This window comes from Acinetobacter sp. AOR18_HL (assembly GCF_027855145.1).
Taxonomy (GTDB): domain Bacteria; phylum Pseudomonadota; class Gammaproteobacteria; order Pseudomonadales; family Moraxellaceae; genus Acinetobacter; species Acinetobacter pittii.
Genome location: NZ_JAKTIG010000005.1, coordinates 101,049 through 118,312 on the forward strand (window position 1 = coordinate 101,049; position 17,264 = coordinate 118,312).

The 17,264-nt window shown below is 40.4% G+C and carries 17 protein-coding genes; 11 read left to right on the plus strand and 6 right to left on the minus strand.

All coding sequences use genetic code 11. The features are described from left to right. Positions 1-101: 101 nt before the first annotated feature. Together MKL51_RS01235 and MKL51_RS01240 are read right to left on the minus strand one after the other, a co-directional pair. Entirely contained in the window at positions 102-1,946 is a 1,845-nt protein-coding gene (locus tag MKL51_RS01235; protein WP_107908866.1) for a monovalent cation:proton antiporter-2 (CPA2) family protein, read from the minus strand. Positions 1,947-2,022: 76 nt separating this feature from the next. After that, positions 2,023-4,251, minus strand: a complete 2,229-nt coding sequence (locus MKL51_RS01240) for a primosomal protein N' (RefSeq protein WP_005079289.1) — start codon at positions 4,249-4,251, stop codon at positions 2,023-2,025. Between the two features lie 148 nt (positions 4,252-4,399). Between MKL51_RS01240 and gspF the strand changes: the two genes are divergently transcribed. The 4 genes from gspF (at position 4,400) to MKL51_RS01260 (ending at position 7,308) form a co-directional block, all read left to right on the plus strand. After that, positions 4,400-5,605, plus strand: coding sequence for a type II secretion system inner membrane protein GspF (gene gspF / locus MKL51_RS01245; RefSeq protein ID WP_005065941.1), 1,206 nt, complete (start codon positions 4,400-4,402; stop codon positions 5,603-5,605). Between the two features lie 23 nt (positions 5,606-5,628). After that, positions 5,629-6,213: a type II secretion system major pseudopilin GspG gene (gspG, locus tag MKL51_RS01250; protein ID WP_005079288.1), complete on the plus strand. Its 585-nt coding sequence runs from the start codon at positions 5,629-5,631 to the stop codon at positions 6,211-6,213. A gap of 266 nt (positions 6,214-6,479) precedes the next feature. Further along, positions 6,480-6,824 carry a hypothetical protein gene (locus MKL51_RS01255; RefSeq protein WP_005079286.1) on the plus strand — a complete coding sequence of 115 codons (345 nt, stop codon included), beginning with the start codon at positions 6,480-6,482 and terminating at the stop codon, positions 6,822-6,824. 145 nt (positions 6,825-6,969) lie between these two features. Next, positions 6,970-7,308 (plus strand): tRNA-binding protein, encoded by a 339-nt coding sequence (locus MKL51_RS01260; protein ID WP_005079284.1) that lies wholly within the window; start codon positions 6,970-6,972, stop codon positions 7,306-7,308. A 1-nt stretch (position 7,309) separates the two neighbouring features. On the opposite strand, the gene lnt is transcribed toward MKL51_RS01260, so the two are convergent. Further along, a complete protein-coding gene (lnt, locus tag MKL51_RS01265; protein ID WP_005079282.1) occupies positions 7,310-8,869 on the minus strand; it encodes an apolipoprotein N-acyltransferase in 1,560 nt (519 codons plus the stop codon). Continuing rightward, positions 8,866-9,705: an HlyC/CorC family transporter gene (locus tag MKL51_RS01270; protein ID WP_002114976.1), complete on the minus strand. Its 840-nt coding sequence runs from the start codon at positions 9,703-9,705 to the stop codon at positions 8,866-8,868. Before MKL51_RS01270 ends, lnt begins: the two co-directional genes overlap by 4 nt. 184 nt (positions 9,706-9,889) lie before the next feature. Here MKL51_RS01270 and tusA point away from each other — a divergent pair, with 184 nt between their 5' ends. Beyond that, complete coding sequence (gene tusA, locus MKL51_RS01275) at positions 9,890-10,147, plus strand: sulfurtransferase TusA (RefSeq protein ID WP_002053527.1); 258 nt, start codon at positions 9,890-9,892, stop codon at positions 10,145-10,147. A 132-nt stretch (positions 10,148-10,279) separates the two neighbouring features. Next, positions 10,280-10,660 (plus strand): hypothetical protein, encoded by a 381-nt coding sequence (locus MKL51_RS01280; RefSeq protein WP_005079280.1) that lies wholly within the window; start codon positions 10,280-10,282, stop codon positions 10,658-10,660. Between the two features lie 86 nt (positions 10,661-10,746). On the opposite strand, the gene MKL51_RS01285 is transcribed toward MKL51_RS01280, so the two are convergent. Continuing rightward, on the minus strand, positions 10,747-12,459 hold the full coding sequence (locus tag MKL51_RS01285) for an electron transfer flavoprotein-ubiquinone oxidoreductase (protein ID WP_005079278.1): 1,713 nt from the start codon (positions 12,457-12,459) through the stop codon (positions 10,747-10,749). A 187-nt stretch (positions 12,460-12,646) separates the two neighbouring features. Here MKL51_RS01285 and MKL51_RS01290 point away from each other — a divergent pair, with 187 nt between their 5' ends. The 5 genes from MKL51_RS01290 to MKL51_RS01310 all read left to right on the plus strand — a co-directional run bounded on the left by MKL51_RS01290 (position 12,647) and on the right by MKL51_RS01310 (position 17,051). After that, on the plus strand, positions 12,647-13,258 hold the full coding sequence (locus tag MKL51_RS01290; RefSeq protein WP_005079276.1) for a DUF1285 domain-containing protein: 612 nt from the start codon (positions 12,647-12,649) through the stop codon (positions 13,256-13,258). Between the two features lie 46 nt (positions 13,259-13,304). Then, positions 13,305-14,171 (plus strand): glutamate racemase, encoded by an 867-nt coding sequence (gene murI / locus MKL51_RS01295; RefSeq protein WP_016806054.1) that lies wholly within the window; start codon positions 13,305-13,307, stop codon positions 14,169-14,171. 117 nt (positions 14,172-14,288) lie between these two features. Continuing rightward, positions 14,289-15,293 carry a DUF4062 domain-containing protein gene (locus MKL51_RS01300; protein WP_016806053.1) on the plus strand — a complete coding sequence of 335 codons (1,005 nt, stop codon included), beginning with the start codon at positions 14,289-14,291 and terminating at the stop codon, positions 15,291-15,293. Positions 15,294-15,366: 73 nt separating this feature from the next. Then, positions 15,367-16,383, plus strand: coding sequence for a ferrochelatase (gene hemH, locus MKL51_RS01305; RefSeq protein WP_005079270.1), 1,017 nt, complete (start codon positions 15,367-15,369; stop codon positions 16,381-16,383). A 23-nt stretch (positions 16,384-16,406) separates the two neighbouring features. Beyond that, a complete protein-coding gene (locus tag MKL51_RS01310; protein ID WP_005045031.1) occupies positions 16,407-17,051 on the plus strand; it encodes an MBL fold metallo-hydrolase in 645 nt (214 codons plus the stop codon). Here the strand turns inward: MKL51_RS01310 and MKL51_RS01315 are convergent. Further along, positions 17,048-17,242 carry a DNA gyrase inhibitor YacG gene (locus tag MKL51_RS01315; RefSeq protein ID WP_002114956.1) on the minus strand — a complete coding sequence of 65 codons (195 nt, stop codon included), beginning with the start codon at positions 17,240-17,242 and terminating at the stop codon, positions 17,048-17,050. The two genes, MKL51_RS01310 and MKL51_RS01315, sit on opposite strands and share 4 nt — an antisense overlap. Positions 17,243-17,264: the final 22 nt, after the last annotated feature.

Here is a 17,264-nt window from a genome sequence, read left to right on the forward strand (position 1 = left end):
GCGAAGCCGCAAGCCGGACAGGGGGCAGATTTGTGCCCATTGTCCAATTATTTAGGCAATGTGAATAAGTCCTTAATATAGCCATTTTCTGAAATCTCAAGTTATTCTAGATGATCTCTTGTAATGTCGATGCGATTTGGTTGTAAATGACGCTTTAAATTAACATCATGTTTTGATGTAGCCTGTTGCTGCGCATCACTTTCAAACAAATGTTCAAGCTCGGCTAAGGCATTACGATGTGTTTCAAAGATCTTCTGTTCGTCTGTATAAATACTTTGCTGCTGTATAAGCAATTTCTCATCATAATCCCGAAAGATTTCGATATTGTTATAGGCTTGTTCATCAGAGATACCGAGTTCTCGCAAAGCGCGGTAAGCCATACCTAATGAAGATAGATACGTTTCACGCCAAATGTATTCAACACCTAAATCTCTTAAAAGATGGACATGGTGACGGTCGCGAGCACGAGCCAACAGCTTTAAGTTTGGATAATTTAATCTAAGATGGCGCGCGACATTCATAGAGTCTTCAACATCATCAATCGCTAAAATAAATACTTTAGCTTTTTCAATACCGGCAGAACGCAGTAAATCGGGCTGGGTTACATCGCCATAATAGAGTTTGCCGCCGTAGCGACGAACAAAGTCCACTTGATGAAGATTGTTGTCGATTGCAGTAAAGCCTAAATGTTGTAGGCGGGCAATACGCGCGATAATTTGTCCAAATCGACCAAAACCGGCAATGATAATCGGATTATCCTGCTGAGGAATTTCGTCATACTCAGGTGGACGTTCTTTATTAAACAGAGGAATGATCTGAGTTGCCATAATCCAGTAAATTACTGGTGTAAGTACCATCGACAACGTTACGATTAGAGTCACGGGTTCTAATATAGCTTGAGTTAAAACCTTCTCACTTTTTGCAAGACTCAAAATTACAAAAGCAAATTCTCCGCCTTGTGCCAAGCAAGTACCTAAAAGCAAGCTGTTATTCCAACTGTATTTTTTATAGCGGGCAATAGCGGTCAATATCAGCGTTTTGATGAGTAATAAACTGACTGCACCACCAATAATAAGCAAAGGCATTTCAATGAGCAGTGACAGCTGTGTGGTCATGCCAACGGTCATAAAGAATAAGCCAAGCAATAAACCTTTAAATGGTGCAATACTCGCTTCAACTTCGTGGCGAAATTCTGAATCTGCTAATAATACACCTGTGAGGAATGCACCTAATGTAGTGCTAATTCCTAAAGTGTCCATAAGCAAGACAACAGCAAGAATAATAAATAATCCTACTGCTGTAATAAGTTCAGTCGCTCCACTTTTGGCAACAAAGCGGAAGAATGGACGCATCACATAGCGACTAAACAGAAATAGACCAGTAAAGGTTGCAATGATAGCCGCAAAATAAGCTACCCCATGATGAGTTGATTCTGTTCCTGCCAATAATGGAATAATGGCAAGTAAAGGAATAGCCGCTATATCTTGGAAAAGTAAAATGGAAAAAGACTGCTGACCATAAGTCGTATTGAGTTGCTGCTTTTCGGTCAGAAGTTGTAATACAAAAGCGGTGGAAGACAGCGCAAGGGCAAAACCAATGACAAAGCTGACAGAAAGCTGCTGTTGAAACAGTAATAGTACGATCAGCATAAGAATAGCCCCACTAATGAGGACTTGCAGACTTCCCATTACAAAAATAGAGTTACGCATTTCCCATAAACGTTGTGGGCACAACTCTAAACCAATCAGGAACATTAATAAGATAACGCCAAATTCGGCAAGTTCCATAATCGCTTCAGGGTCATGTGCAATATTTAAAACACTAGGGCCCAGAAGTATTCCTGTAAATAAATAGCCTAAAACTGTTGCTATCCCTAGGCGTTTGCCAAGAGGGACTAAAATCAGAGAAGCTCCAAGAAAAATTGTTGCTTGCAGTAAGAATGACATTCATTGCCTCGAATGTATTAGTCTCTTTTAAGTGTAAAGCCAAAAAGGCTTCTTCACACTATGATATTCAAGCCATCTAATTAAATTCTTGCGGATCAACATCAATTGAGAGTCGAAGTTGATGCTGCCTTGATGCATGAACCAATTGTGACCACCATTGTCTTAAGTAAAAATGGAGGCGAGCACGGTCAGCAGATAAAATCACCATGTGGGCGCGGTAGCGTCCAGCTTTACGCTCCATAGGGGCTGGAATTGGCCCCCAAATATCAACAATTTCACCCGCAATTTGGCGTAAATGTTCTGCCGCTTCATTTAAAAATTGCAAGGTATAGTCACGATCTTTGGATTCCGCACGTATCAGTACTGCATAACGGTAAGGCGGCAGTAATGCGACTTTACGTTCCGCAAGAGTTTGTTTGGCAACCGCCCGATAATCTTTTTCGATGAGCGTGGTCAGTAAAGGGTGATCTGGTCTTAGGGTTTGTAAATAAACATGGCCTTTATGTTCACCACGGCCTGCACGACCCGCGACTTGTACAATTAACTGTGCAGTACGTTCTGGCGCACGAATGTCTACGCTGAGTAACCCAGCATCAATATCTAAAATAGCAACCAAAGTCACGTGTGGGAAATGGTGACCTTTTGCCAACATTTGAGTACCAAGCAAAATTGTTGGTTTGTTTTGATGAATCCGATCATAGATTTTTTGCCAGCTACCGACACGACTGGTGCTGTCACGGTCAACCCGAATCACATCATAGTCTGGAAATAGTTCTTGTAAGTGCTCTTCAACCTTAGCTGTTCCAGCACCTAGGGTTTTTAGGCTTTTTTGCTGACATTCAGGGCAGTGATCGGGTAAGCGATGAACAGTACCGCAGTGGTGGCAGTGTAAATAAGAATAAGGCTGAGTGTGCAACGTAAAATGTGCATCACAATGTGGACAATTTGCTTGCCACCCACAACTTTCACAGACCAGTACAGGTGCATAGCCACGACGGTTTAAAAAGATTAAAACCTGTTCTTTTCTTGCTAACGTATGCTTGATTTGCTCAATAAGAGGTTGGCTAATTCCATGTTGCTTTTTGACAATTTTAAGGTCAATCAAATGCATTTTAGGCAAAAGCGCATGGCCTGCACGTTGGTTAAGTTGCAGTGAAGTTAATTTACCAGTTTCGACCAAATAATAACTATCGATGCTCGGTGTTGCTGAACCTAAAATAACTGGACAGTTTTGTAAGTGACCTCGGTACAGTGCGACATCACGTGCATGGTAACGGAAACCTTCTTGCTGTTTATAAGAGAGGTCATGTTCTTCATCTAGAATGATTAAGCCCAAACGTGGCAGTGGCGTATAGATGGCTGAGCGGGTTCCTAAAATAATAGATGCTTTGCCAGTCTGAGCCTGTTGCCATGCTTGTAAGCGTTTGGAGTCATTTAAGCCTGAGTGCAATAGAGCAATATCACAGTTAAAACGAGACTTAAAACGAGAAATCGTTTGAGGGGTTAGACCAATTTCTGGGACTAATACCAGTACTTGCTTACCTTGCTTGAGCACTTCGTGCATGATGTGCAGATAAACTTCAGTTTTACCACTTCCTGTTAAACCATCTAACAAAAAAGCTTGGTATTGATGCTGTGCGTTTACGACGTGCTGAGTTGCTTTCTTTTGGTCTTCATTGAGTGTAAGTGGCATTTGTGCCAATTGAACAGGTGATGGGCTAAAGTCGTGCGGTTCAAGCGTACAGTCGACTAGTCCCTTCTTTTGAAGTGCTTTAAGCGTAGCCGTTTCTACACCACTTAAATTAAGAATATTCTCTGTAGTTCCGGCAGGGTGTAACTTTAAAATTTGATACGCATCTTGTTGTTTAACAGAGCGTTTAAGAAGTGCTTCAACATTATCACATGGTGTGATTTTCCAAAGATGGAACAAAACATCCATTGGTTTGCCTTGACGCAATAATGCAGGTAGGGCAGTTTGCATGACCTCACCAATTGGAAATTGGTAATACTGAGCTGACCATGTCAATAAACTTAAAACTTGTTCATCTAAAATTGGTTCTTCATCTAAAAGGTCAGAAATGGCTTTAAGCTGAAAGGTACCTGTAAATGATTCACTTGGATCAACTTTTTCAGTAATGATGCCAATCAGATTTTGGCGTCCAAATGAAATAGCGACGCGTGAGCCTACGTGAGCCCGTTCATATTGTGCTTGGGTGAGTGTATAGTCAAAAGTATCGTACAGATGCACAGGTACGGCTACACGCACACGATAAACAACTGAATCAGGCTTTGGCGTTATGGTCATAGAGGCTCATTTCGTCAATTTTAAAAAACGGCATAGCGTCGTGAAGAGGACTTGGGTATTCTACACAGGCTATAGAACGAATATGAATGATTGCGTAGCATAGATGCAACAGCAGCGACTATTATTTTTGGAAAATTAGAACATTACCATGCCTGCATATCAATTTACTGCCATTGATGCTTCAGGGAAGCAGCAAAAAGGGGTGCTTGAGGGAGACTCAGCGCGCCAGATTCGCCAACAATTACGTGATAAAGCATGGACTCCAATTAGCGTTGACCCTGTTGAACAAAAAGATAAACATCAGAGTCAGGGATTATTCCAAAAAAAGTTCAGCGCTTACGATTTGGCGCTCATGACTAGACAACTTTCGGTCTTGGTTGCCGCTGCTATTCCACTTGAAGAAGCTTTGCGCGCCGTGAGTAGGCAAAGTGAAAAAACACATGTGCAAAATCTTTTATTATCTGTGCGTTCTCGAGTCTTAGAAGGGCATTCACTCGCACAAGGTATGCAGCAGTCTGGACGTTTCCCTGACCTTTATATTGCAACGGTGGCTGCTGGCGAGCGTTCTGGGCATTTAGATCTCATTTTAGATCAGCTTTCGGATTACACCGAAAACCGCTTTGCCATGCAAAAGAAAGTTCAGGGCGCCATGATTTATCCAATTATTTTAATGCTAATGTCTTTTGGTATTGTGATGGGTTTAATGACTTATGTTGTGCCAGAGATTGTAAAAACTTTTGATCAAAATAAAGATGCTTTACCGTGGATTACAGTCGCTTTAATGAAAGCGAGTGATTTTATTCGCCACGCGTGGGTGTTTATTATTCTTTTTGCAGTGGTAGGTGTTATCGCATTCGTTCGGTTTTTAAAAACCACTGCTGGACATTATGCTTTTGATCGATTAACACTCAAATTGCCATTATTCGGTAAACTGTCACGTGGTATTAATGCTGCACGATTTGCCAGTACCTTATCTATTTTGACCCGTTCAGGTGTCCCTTTGGTCGATGCCTTAAAAATTGGTGCAGCAGTGACCAATAACTGGGTTATTCGCGACTCAATTGCTCATGCGGCTGAGCGAGTGACAGAGGGGGGTAACTTAGGTACGCAACTGGAGCGCAGTGGTTATTTCCCACCAATGATGGTACAAATGATTCGAAGTGGAGAGGCATCAGGCGAGCTTGACAGGATGTTAGAACGAGCATCGACCATGCAAGACCGTGAGGTGACGACATTTATTTCAACCTTACTGGCATTACTTGAACCGCTTATGCTGGTTTTAATGGCAAGCATTGTACTGGTTATTGTAATCGCGGTTATGCTGCCAATCGTAAATATGAACAATATGATTTAATAACTTTGATATTAGAGATAATGATGAAAGTAAAAAATATTCAAAGCGAAACAGCGATGGAACAACATAGTGAATCTGCGGTTTCAAATCAGTTTGAGCCAACGTGCCATTCCGAGCATTGCTCTCTATCAGATGTTTGCTCCTCAAGCACAGCTTTCGGACTTGCGGCACGTTCGAGCGGTGCTCGAATGAAGCGTGCCTCAGGCTTTACCCTCATTGAAGTCATGGTCGTGATTGTAATTTTAGGTGTGTTAGCAGCTTTAATCGTACCAAATGTCATGGGGCGTAGTGAAAAAGCTAAAATTGATACGACTCAAATTGCATTAAAGGGTGTGGCGGGTGCTTTAGATCAGTACAAGCTAGATAATGGCCATTTCCCAACCATGCAAGAAGGTGGGTTAGATGCTTTGGTTAACCAGCCTGCTACAGCGAAAAACTGGATGCCAGGTGGTTATGTAAAAGGTGGTTATCCTAAAGACAGCTGGAAAAATGATATTCAATATGTCATTCCTGGGGCAGATGGTCGAGCTTTTGACTTGTACTCATTTGGAGCGGATGGCAAAGAAGGCGGTGAAGGTAATGATGCAGATATTTATTATCAACCTTAATTAAAATGTAATGGAGATTATCAATTCAGTTAAACAGTTAAAATGATAATACGAATTGATAATCTCTCTCAATCAGAAAAATATAATAACTAACTGAAAAATATAAATTAAAGTTAATATAAATATTTGAGATTTATAATAAGAATTATTCCCATATTTAATAGTTACAAGAAAGTTAAAATGTAGAGAAAAATAAGCTATATATTTAAATGAAAGCTTTGCATAATAAATAAAAAGCACTTTATTCAATTAAAAGGAGAGATTAAATGAAAGCATTTCTCATAGTAGATGAACTGACTCAGTTTCATTGGGTAATGCTCAAGTCTGTCCTATTGATTTTGGGTTTATTGCCGATTGCTGAAGTTTCATTAAAGTTATGGCTGAGTACAGAGGGAAGTAGCCAAATCATGATTGGTTTCTTTGCATTAAGTATTGTGAGTGCATGGTTAATGGTGAGCTTCTTTACTGCATTAAAAGCGAGCGTGTGGCAAGCTAAACAAATATCTACTCAATATGAGCAATTTCTTTTTAAAGCTTATCGTTATGTACCTATGGTCTTTTTATCGAGTTTAGTTGCATATTTATCTCTGCAATTATCAATCGCTTTTTAATAATATTTTAAAACCAAATTTTTAGATAAAACGTAGACTCAACATCTACGTTTTATTTTTTAACAGGACTTAAAAACAGGGTGTTTCTTCATTTGTACATATTATATGCTTCAAATCAGCAATTTAAGAAAATGAGAAATATGAAATGGAACAAATCGATTGGAATGATTTTTTAAAAGTAGAGCTTCGTGTTGGTAAAATTATTCAAGCTGAGGTTTTTGAAAAAGCGCGTAAACCTGCTTATATTTTGCATGTAGATTTTGGTGAAGAATTGGGTGTACGTAAATCGAGTGCGCAAATCACCAAGCTCTATCAACCACAAGATTTGGTGGGTAAATTAGTTGTTGCTGTAGTGAATTTCCCTAAAAAACAAATAGGGCCTATTCAGTCAGAATGTTTGGTGACAGGATTTCATAATGCAGATGGTGATGTCGCACTTTGTATCCCAGAGTTTGAAGTGCCTCTGGGTACAAAGTTATTATGATTTAGCGACGAGATTTAAAAGAAACATCAACTTTACGTGGACGGTAAACCCAACCTAAAATCAGCAGTAAGACCGCAAATCCTAAAATTGGATAATCACCTAAACGGTTATAAAGAGTTTGGCCTTGCATAGCAGGTAAATCACCTCTCAAGACGAACTCTTTATCGATTGGTGCTTGTTCAGTGATATGACCATTTTGATCAATAAACGCTGTTACACCTGTGTTGGTTGCACGAATAAACCAGCGGCCATTTTCTTTCGCGCGCATCTGCACCATTTGTAAATGTTGCCAAGGCCCAGCAGTACCCGTAAACCAAGCATCATTCGATACAGTCACCAAAAAGTCGCTATCTTCTGCATTACGTCTTGTCAGGTTGGGGTAAGCCACTTCATAACAAATTGCAGCAGCAAGCGCATGCCCTTTAATTAAAAGTGGTTTCTGATCACTCTCACCACGTGTAAAACCGCTCATGCTAATGTCATTTTGCATGGCTGGTAACACCCAAGAAAGCAAACCTGACAGCGGAATATATTCACCAAAAGGTACGAGACGTTGCTTTTTATAGAGGCCGCTTGAATCGCTACCAGAGGCCATAATACTGTTGTAATACAGCGGGCTACCAACTTGATGTGATTTTGCAACATCCCAGTAGGGAATTCCGGTTACCCATGCAGTATGGTTCTTTTTAGCTTGTGCATCCATTGCATCCAAAAACGGTTCAATATCGGTTTGGAAAAGCGGAATTGAAGACTCAGGCCATACAATCAGGTCACGGCCCCATTCAGATTGTGTCAGACCAGCATAAATTTCTAATGTTCTAACTTGGTATTCAGTCAGCCATTTTAAATCTTGTGGAATGTTACCTTGAATGAGCGAAACGCTAAGCGGCTTGGCATCTTTAGGTTTTACAAACTGTATATATGATGCTCCCCATGCACCCAAAACTAACAGAGCAGAAGGGATAACCCAGAAAATACGTTTGCGTAGAACTTCGACGAAAGCACACGCTAATACAATGACGACGAAGGAAATTGCATAAATACCAAATAGAGGTGCATAACCATCGAGTAAGCGTTCAGTAAAAGCGTAACCTACAAACAGCCATGGGAAACCTGTAAATACCCAAGTTTTTGCCCATTCGAAAACAATCCAAAGTGGGGCAAAAGTAAGTGGTGTTTCAGGGAAGAATCGTCGGTAAACCCATGTCTGAAATGCCGTAAATAGACCCATCACAAGGGCCATAATAGCAATCATACACACGCTTAGAAAAGCATTGGTATCGCCATATACATGGATGGAAGTATAGAGCCAGAAAGCACCTACAAACCATAAGCCAAAGCCATAGCTCCAACCAATAGCAAAGGCTTGTTTAGCTGAGCGCTTATGTAATGTTGCATAGAGTAGGGCTGGAGATAAAATTGCCAACCACCACCAATAATAAGGTGCCAGTGAAAAACTGAACACGGCACCTGAAAATAAAGCAATGAGTAAAGGAAAAATTAAAGGAAGCTGTTTTTGTTGTTGCGAAGAATCTAACAGCTTTTCAAAGTATGCTCTCATTGACGTACAGCTCGAATCAGATGAATAGTGCGGGCATCTGCTTCAACGATTGTAAATAACCAATTTCCAAGCTCAACAGTTTGACCTTGTAAATCACTTACCAGACCAATCTCTTGAAGCAATAAACCGCCGACAGTTTCTACTTCATCGTCAGAAAAATCAGCATCTAAAACAGTATTGAAATGTTCGATTGGTGTAAGTGCTTGCACCATCCATGCATTTGCTACCGTATGGTCATTGTCAGGAACAATGTACTGAGCATCTTCATCGACCGTGTCGTGCTCATCTTCAATTTCGCCAACGATCTCTTCAAGAATATCTTCAAGCGTAACAAGACCGGCTGTTGAACCATATTCATCAATCACAATCGCAATGTGAGTCTGAGTATGCTTTAACATGCGTAGGACCTGATCGGAACGTGCACTTTCAGGAACAAATAAAGGCTGGCGCATAAGAACTCGAATATCGACTTTGGTATTCGGTTCAGTTAGAAACGGCAACAAATCTTTTGCGAGCAAAATCCCGACAACATTGTCAGGTTGATCGGCAGAGAAGACTGGAAAGCGTGAGTGAGCAGACTCGACCAGTACATCAAGAATATCAAGTAATTGATCATCTTCTTGTAAACTGATCATTGCTGTTCGTGGCGTCATGACTTCACGAATTTTTGTGGCTGGAAGGTCAAGAACGCCTTCAAGCATAGCAACAGTATCTGGTTCTAAAAAGCGGCGTGAATTTTGGACTAATTTTAATAATTCATCACGGGTTTCTGGCGCTGTACCTAACCATTTTCGTAAGCCTCGCATTCCCCACGACGGACTTGGTTCCTCTTGCATGATCTTTCCTAAAGACTCAATGTATCAAATGAATACACAGATCATACCGAAGAAAAGATGCTTATGCATCTATAAAACAAGCTAAAAGACAAAACGTATATTGTTATGTAAAAGCCAGTTACAGTTAACAGCTCAGTAATTTGTTTATGCTAAAATGTGAAAATTCTATTTGTTCGAGTTTGTTATGTCAGAGCAACCCATTTCACCTACTGTACAACTCAATACGCGTGGTTTACGTTGTCCGGAACCTGTCATGATGTTGCATCAAGCCATCCGCAAATCTAAGTCTGGGGATGTGGTTGAAGTCTTCGCAACAGATAATTCGACCTCGTGGGATATTCCTAAGTTTTGTATGCATTTAGGCCATGAGTTGTTGTTACAAGAAGAACGCTTAGATGAAAATGGTCATAAAGAATTTCATTATTTAGTGAAGAAAGGTTAATAGGATAATAAGGCTTCTAATAAAGACGATTAGAAGCCATGAATAATTTAACTTTAATTTGAAATGATAATTTTTTACAAATAAGAATCGTTATATAATTTATAAAATTAAGCATATAAATGACGTATAAAAATGAATGATTATTTTGTGAAACGAAGCTTATTAATCTGTCTTTGGTTTTTCACTATTGCTGGTTTATTACATTTAGAGATCTCTTGGTTATCTGAAACTGTTGCTATCATTATTATATCTATTCTCATTATTTTAGGTTCAATTCTACTCGGTTATAGAAATACATCTTTTGCTCCTGAACCAAAGATAAAGATGAGTTTGATCTTGCATACAAGGTTTCTCGGGCTGATGTTAATTCTTGATTTATTATTTGGTAAATCGGTTTGGTACTACGATTTAGCGCGAAACTTTGGTTTTCTTGGCTTATTTTTATTAGGCACATTTATTTTCTATAAAAAGAATTTTAATTTAAACGTAGCAAAAATACCGCCTTTTCAATAAGCGGATACTAATAAAAAAGCCCCGAATAATCGGGGCTTTTTTATTACATATTAGGATATGAGCCGCGGCTAAAGCGGCGCAAGGAATTACATGTTAGGGTAATTCGGACCACCGCCGCCTTCAGGCGTTACCCATGTGATATTTTGAGATGGGTCTTTAATATCACAGGTCTTACAGTGAACACAGTTCGCTGCGTTAATCTGGAAGCGTTTAGAGCCATCATCATTTTCCATGATTTCGTAAACACCAGCTGGGCAGTAGCGCTGAGCAGGCTCATCCCATTTCGGTAAGTTCACATTCACTGGAATTGAAGGATCAGTAAGCTTCAAGTGAGCTGGCTGGTTTTCTTCATGTACAGTGTTTGAAATAAACACTGAAGATAAACGGTCAAATGTAAGTTTGCCATCTGGTTTTGGATAGTTTGGCTTAAAGCTTGTTGCATCAACAGTTTTCAATACAGCAAAGTCTTGCTTCAAGTCATGTAAAGTGAATGGCACTTTAAAGACATTCTGGTCGATAAAGTTAAATGCACCACCCATCCATTGACCAAATTTATGCATTGCTGGGCCAAAGTTACGAGAGTTATAAAGCTCTTCTTTTAACCAGCTGTTGTTAAATTTGTCAGTGTATGAAGTTAATTCTTTAACGAATAAATCTTCGCCTTCAGTAACACGTGCAATCGCAAGATCACCGCCTTTTTCTACACCCGCAGCAATCGCTTCAAATACAGCTTCACCACATAACATGCCTGATTTCATGGCAGTGTGTGAGCCTTTGATTTTTGCAAAGTTTAAGAAACCTGCATCATCACCAATCAAGCAACCGCCCGGGAAAGTTAATTTAGGAAGAGAGTTGAAACCGCCTTTCACTACCGCACGTGCGCCGTAAGAAATACGTTTACCACCTTCTAAATACTGTTTAATTAGTGGGTGAGTTTTCCAGCGCTGCATTTCCATAAATGGATACATGTGTGGATTTTCATAAGACAAGTCCACAATCATGCCCAAAGTCACTTGGTTGTTTTCAGCGTGGTATAACCACCAGCCACCTGAAGAAGCTGTTTCTGCTAAAGGCCAACCTGCACCGTGCATGACTAAGCCCGGTTTATGTTTTGCTGGGTCAATTTCCCAAAGCTCTTTAATCCCGATACCGTAGTGCTGAGGATCAGCATTTTTATCAAGGTTGTATTTCGCAATTAAGCGTTTACCTAAGTGACCACGGCAACCTTCAGCGAAGAGGGTATATTTAGCATGAAGCTCATAGCCTGGAGTAAAGTTATGCGTTGGTTCTCCATCTTTACCAATACCCATGTCGCCTGTTTGAATACCTTTTACAGTACCGTCTTCATGATAAAGCACTTCAGATGCAGCAAAGCCAGGGAAGATAGAAACTTCTAACTCTTCAGCTTTTTGACCTAACCAGCGAACCACATTACCTAAAGAGATCACATAGTTACCGTCGTTGTGCATGGTTTTAGGAACCATCCAATGAGGAACTTCTTTAGAAGTGGTGTCTGAAAGTAAGAAGAATGTTTTGTCTTCAGTTACAGGGACATTAAGAGGCGCGCCTTCATCTTTCCAGTTCGGGAAAAGTTCATTGATGGCACGTGGCTCAAGCACAGCACCAGACAAGATATGCGCACCTACTTCAGAGCCTTTTTCAACTACACAAACAGAAAGATCGGGTAAGTTTTTTTCAATCGCTAATTGACGGATCTTAATCGCAGCAGATAGACCTGCAGGTCCTGCACCTACGATGACAACGTCAAACTCCATCGATTCACGTTCGATGTGTTCCATGTAGGACTCCTCAATACTTAAAGGTGGCAACCGTCATATTCAGATAATTCGGTGCTGCCGTGAGTGTTTTAATCCATAGGCGCAAATATGCTATTGTGCCTTTTATCGTTTGGGCTAGTATAGTTTTAAACCATGATCTAGCCAATTGGCTGAGTCGTAACATTTTTTCGTCAGCAAGGCATAAACTATGGTAAATCAAAATAATTCACCATCGGATATGGGAAAAATACCGTTATCTGATGATAAAAACTTAATGAACATTGCACAATACTTAAAAGGTGTACAGCAAAGTCACAAAAGGTCAATTCCACCTTTAGAGCAGTGGCATCCAAAGCATTGCGGCAAAATGGATTTGACGGTGAAATCCAATGGAGAATGGTGGCACGAAGGTCAATTAATCAAGCGCCAAGCTCTATTAGATCTGTTTACCAAAGTCCTATGGAAAGAAGAAGGCAAATTCTACCTGAAAACCCCTGTAGAACAAATTGAAATCGAAGTTGAAGATGAACCTTTATTAGTCAATCAGGCAGATCAGGTCGCAATTTCAGGTGAGCAGTTTTTACAACTGACCACCACTAACCAAGATGTAATTTTGGTTGATGCAGAACATCCTATTTTTATGCGTGAATATGCAGGAGAGTTGCGTCCTTATGTGCATGTCCGTTTTGGGATTAATGCACTGATTCAACGTCAAGCTTTCTATCATTTGGTGAACTATGGGACACTAATTGAAAACGATAAAGGTGAAACCATTTTAGAGCTAAAAAGTGGTAATTTGCTCTTGCAATTAGGCACTTGAGGTTTAAGCTTTAGGGAGTGAAATTTTCTGACACTTCAGTACAGCTATGACCGCCATACAACCTTTATTTTCCGAGCTAGAACCTATGCCTAAAGCATCAGCAGATGCCCCAATTGGTATTTTTGATTCGGGAATTGGAGGGATGTCAGTTGCAGCAGAAATTGCCAAATATTTACCAAATGAACGTATTGTGTATTATGCCGATACTGCCTACGTTCCTTATGGTCCTCGCTCTGATCAAGAAATTAGAGAACTCACGGCTCGTGCTGTTGATTGGCTCTATCGTCAAGGTTGTAAAATTGCAGTCGTAGCCTGCAATACGGCTTCCGCATTTAGCCTTGATCATTTGCGTGAGCATTATGGAGAACACTTTCCAATTGTTGGATTGGTACCGGCCCTAAAACCTGCCGTATTACAGACTCGTTCTAAAGTAGTTGCAGTATTGGCGACACCGGCTACTTTTCGTGGCCAACTCATTAAAGATGTTGTCGAAAAGTTTGCTGTTCCGGCGGGCGTTAAAGTGATGACTTTAACCAGCCTTGAACTTGTTCCTTGTGTCGAGGCAGGTCAGCAAATGGGTGAGACATGTTTAAAGGCATTAAAAGAAGTTTTACAGCCTGCTGCTGAGCAAGGTGCCGACTATTTAGTGCTCGGTTGCACGCATTATCCTTTCTTAAATCAAGCAATCCATCATCTTTTTGATAACCAATTCACACTGGTTGATTCTGGATTGGCAGTTGCCCGACAAACAGCCCGTATTTTAATAAAAAATGAGTTATTATGTGACCAAATAGGTCAGAATGTTGCACGTATTGAATGTTATGTCAGCGGTAATAATGCTGAGGCACTGCAACCTGTTTTACAACATATGATTCCACAAGAGTTAACTTGGACACTTCATAATCTGAACTGATCTTTTTGCATCATTTAGAAAGTAGTGTTTTTTTAGATTTATTATTTTATTTGGGGCGGTTCATGATCTTGGCTGGTATTAAGTCACGGACAGATCATGGGGCGAAAGGGTATTATTATGCTCGATACACGCTATCAGATTTTTATTTCAACATCTGGCCGCGACATGCAGCCAGAGCGGATGATTCTGTCTCAAACCTTGGTAGGGATGGGTTTCTTTGCTTGGGGATTAGAACATCGAACACCCCTCACCACTACACTTGCACGTCGACAAATTGATGAATGTGATTATGTAATCCTACTTTTAGGCAGCCAGTATGGAGAGCAGTCGATTTCTGGTGTGAGTTATTTATCTTTAGAGTATGAATATGCGTTAAGTCAGGCTAAACCTATTATTGTGTTCATGCATGAGCAGCCCGAAAGTCGTGAAATACGTTTACAAGAAACACATCCACAGCTTAAAGATAAATTTCTCGCATTTAGAAAAAAGTTACTACTTGATGTAAATCATATTTTTTACTTTAAAACTCCACGTGAACTAGAGCTGGCTGTCCGTTTAAATATGCCTTTAATGGTTGAACAGCATATAGGACAAGGTTGGGTTCCTGCTCATCAGGCTCATCACTTAGAAGATGAAATTAAGTTATTAAAAAGTAAAATTTTACAGTTAGAACAACAATTAGCAGAATCATCAGCTCAAGTAAACGAAGTTGCTCCCCAAGACGTTTTTGCATTTGAATATCAAATTCAAGCATTTCAGGATGGGAATTTTAAAGAGCTTAAACGACAACGACAAATGACTTGGTCGCAGTTGTTAAGCATATTGGCAAAGCAGTTTGAAACAGCGACACCAGAAGAGAATTTTGGGACATGTTTAAATGAATATTTGAATCAGGCTGGCCTAGAAGATGCTCGTCAGGAGTTACCTCGTGCTCATGCTGTTGCCTGCGCTCAGATTAACCATAAGGCATTATTTCGGATTAAAAAGCAAATGCAGTCACAGGGCTGGATTCTTCCAATTCAGACTGAACAATCCTATAGCTTATGGAAAGTCACAGCTAAAGCTCAAAAGTTATTACTTAGCTATAAATGGAATCATCGGGGCATTCGATTAAAAGCTTAGAGCGATTCAATTTATATATGACAATAAAAGCTGTTACATTAGTGACATAAGATGAATTGAAAGGCATTTACACATGTCGTTTGAACAAAAACCGAAAGTCACAGTCATTTTAGCGAATTTAGGTACACCGGATGAGGCCACTGTTCCTGCGGTTCGCCGTTTTCTAAAGCAGTTTTTATCTGATTCACGTGTAATTGAAATACCGAAATTCATTTGGTGGATTATTTTAAATCTGTTTGTTTTACCTTTTCGCCCAAAAAGGGTAGCACATGCTTATGCTTCGGTATGGTCAAAAGATTCGCCGATGCGTGAAATTGTGTTTGAGCAAACTCAACGTATTGAGGCTTATTTGCAGCGAGAAAATAATCAGTTTGATTTAACCGTGATACCGGCGATGACCTACGGTAATCCGGGTATTGACGCAGTTTTAGAAAAATTGGCGACTAACCCGCAAGAGCATGTCATTTTATTGCCTTTATTTCCTCAATATTCCGCAACGTCTACAGCGCCGTTATATGATGCATTTGCCAAGTGGATTCCAGCTCAGCGGAACTTGCCGGGTTTAACGATTATTAAAGACTACTATCAGCATCCAATGTTTATTCAGGCATTGGCAGAAAGTGTTTTAGCTTATCAAGAGCAACATGGTAAGCCTGAAAAACTGTTGATGTCATTTCATGGTATTCCACAGCCTTATGCAGACAAAGGCGACCCGTATGCAGACCGTTGTCGCATCACAGCAAAGTTAGTAGCTGAAGCCTTACATTTGAAAGATGATGAATGGGCGATTAGCTTTCAGTCACGTTTTGGAAAACAAGAGTGGGTTAAACCATATACAGACCAACTTTTACAAGATTGGGCGAAGCAAGGCGTTAAGTCAGTACAGGTATTAAGTCCAGCTTTTTCTGCTGATTGCTTGGAAACACTTGAAGAGTTAGCTATACAAAATGCTGAGTTGTTTCAAGAGTCGGGTGGCGGAAGCTATTCTTACATTCCTGCTTTAAATAGTGATCAGGCTCATATTGATTTGCTTGCAGGGTTAGTTCAGGCTAATCTTGATGCCCTTACTTATACCTTAGCCCACCGTTAATTGCGTTTTAGCCAGAGGTTCTTATGCTGCAAGTCAAAATTGTTCCAGTTACTGCATTTGCTCAAAACTGTTCCCTTGTTTGGGACAGTGAAACGAAAGAAGCAGTTTTGATTGATGCGGGTGGTGATGCTGCTGTTTTGAAAAAAGAAGTTGAAGCCTTAGGTCTAAAAGTGAAGGCTCTGTGGCTAACTCATGGGCATTTAGATCATGCAGGAGCAGTAGGCGAGCTTGCCAAAGAATGGAGCGTTCCTGTTATTGGTCCACACAAAGAAGATCAGTTCTGGCTAGACATGATTCAGGAAGTATCAGCACGTTATGGCTTTCCAATTCCACAACCTGTCAAAGTCGATCAATGGCTTGAAGGTGGTGAAGTACTAAAACTGGGCGAAGATGAATTTGAAGTACGCTTTGCACCGGGGCATACGCCAGGTCATGTGGTTTTCTATAATAAAAACCATGGCTTACTTTGGACAGGCGATGTTCTGTTTAAAGGTTCGATTGGGCGAACAGACTTCCCACGTGGAAACCATGATCAGTTGATTGAATCGATTAAACGAGAGTGTTTTAGTTTGCCAGATGATACTCAGTTTATTTCGGGACATGGTCCGATGAGTACCATTGGCTATGAAAAACAATTTAACCCGTTTGTCGCGGGTAAAGCAGGTTAATCCTCGTAATCATCTTCATTTTGACTACCCTTGTTATGCTGAGGCGCATCTTGGGTAGGCAGTCTATACTCATCATTTGCCCAAGCACCTAAATCAATTAATTTACAGCGTTCAGAGCAAAATGGACGAAATTCATTACCTTCCCAAACACTTGGTTCACCACAACGTGGGCAGGGGAATGTACGTGGCATAAAGCGATATCCTCAAAGTGAA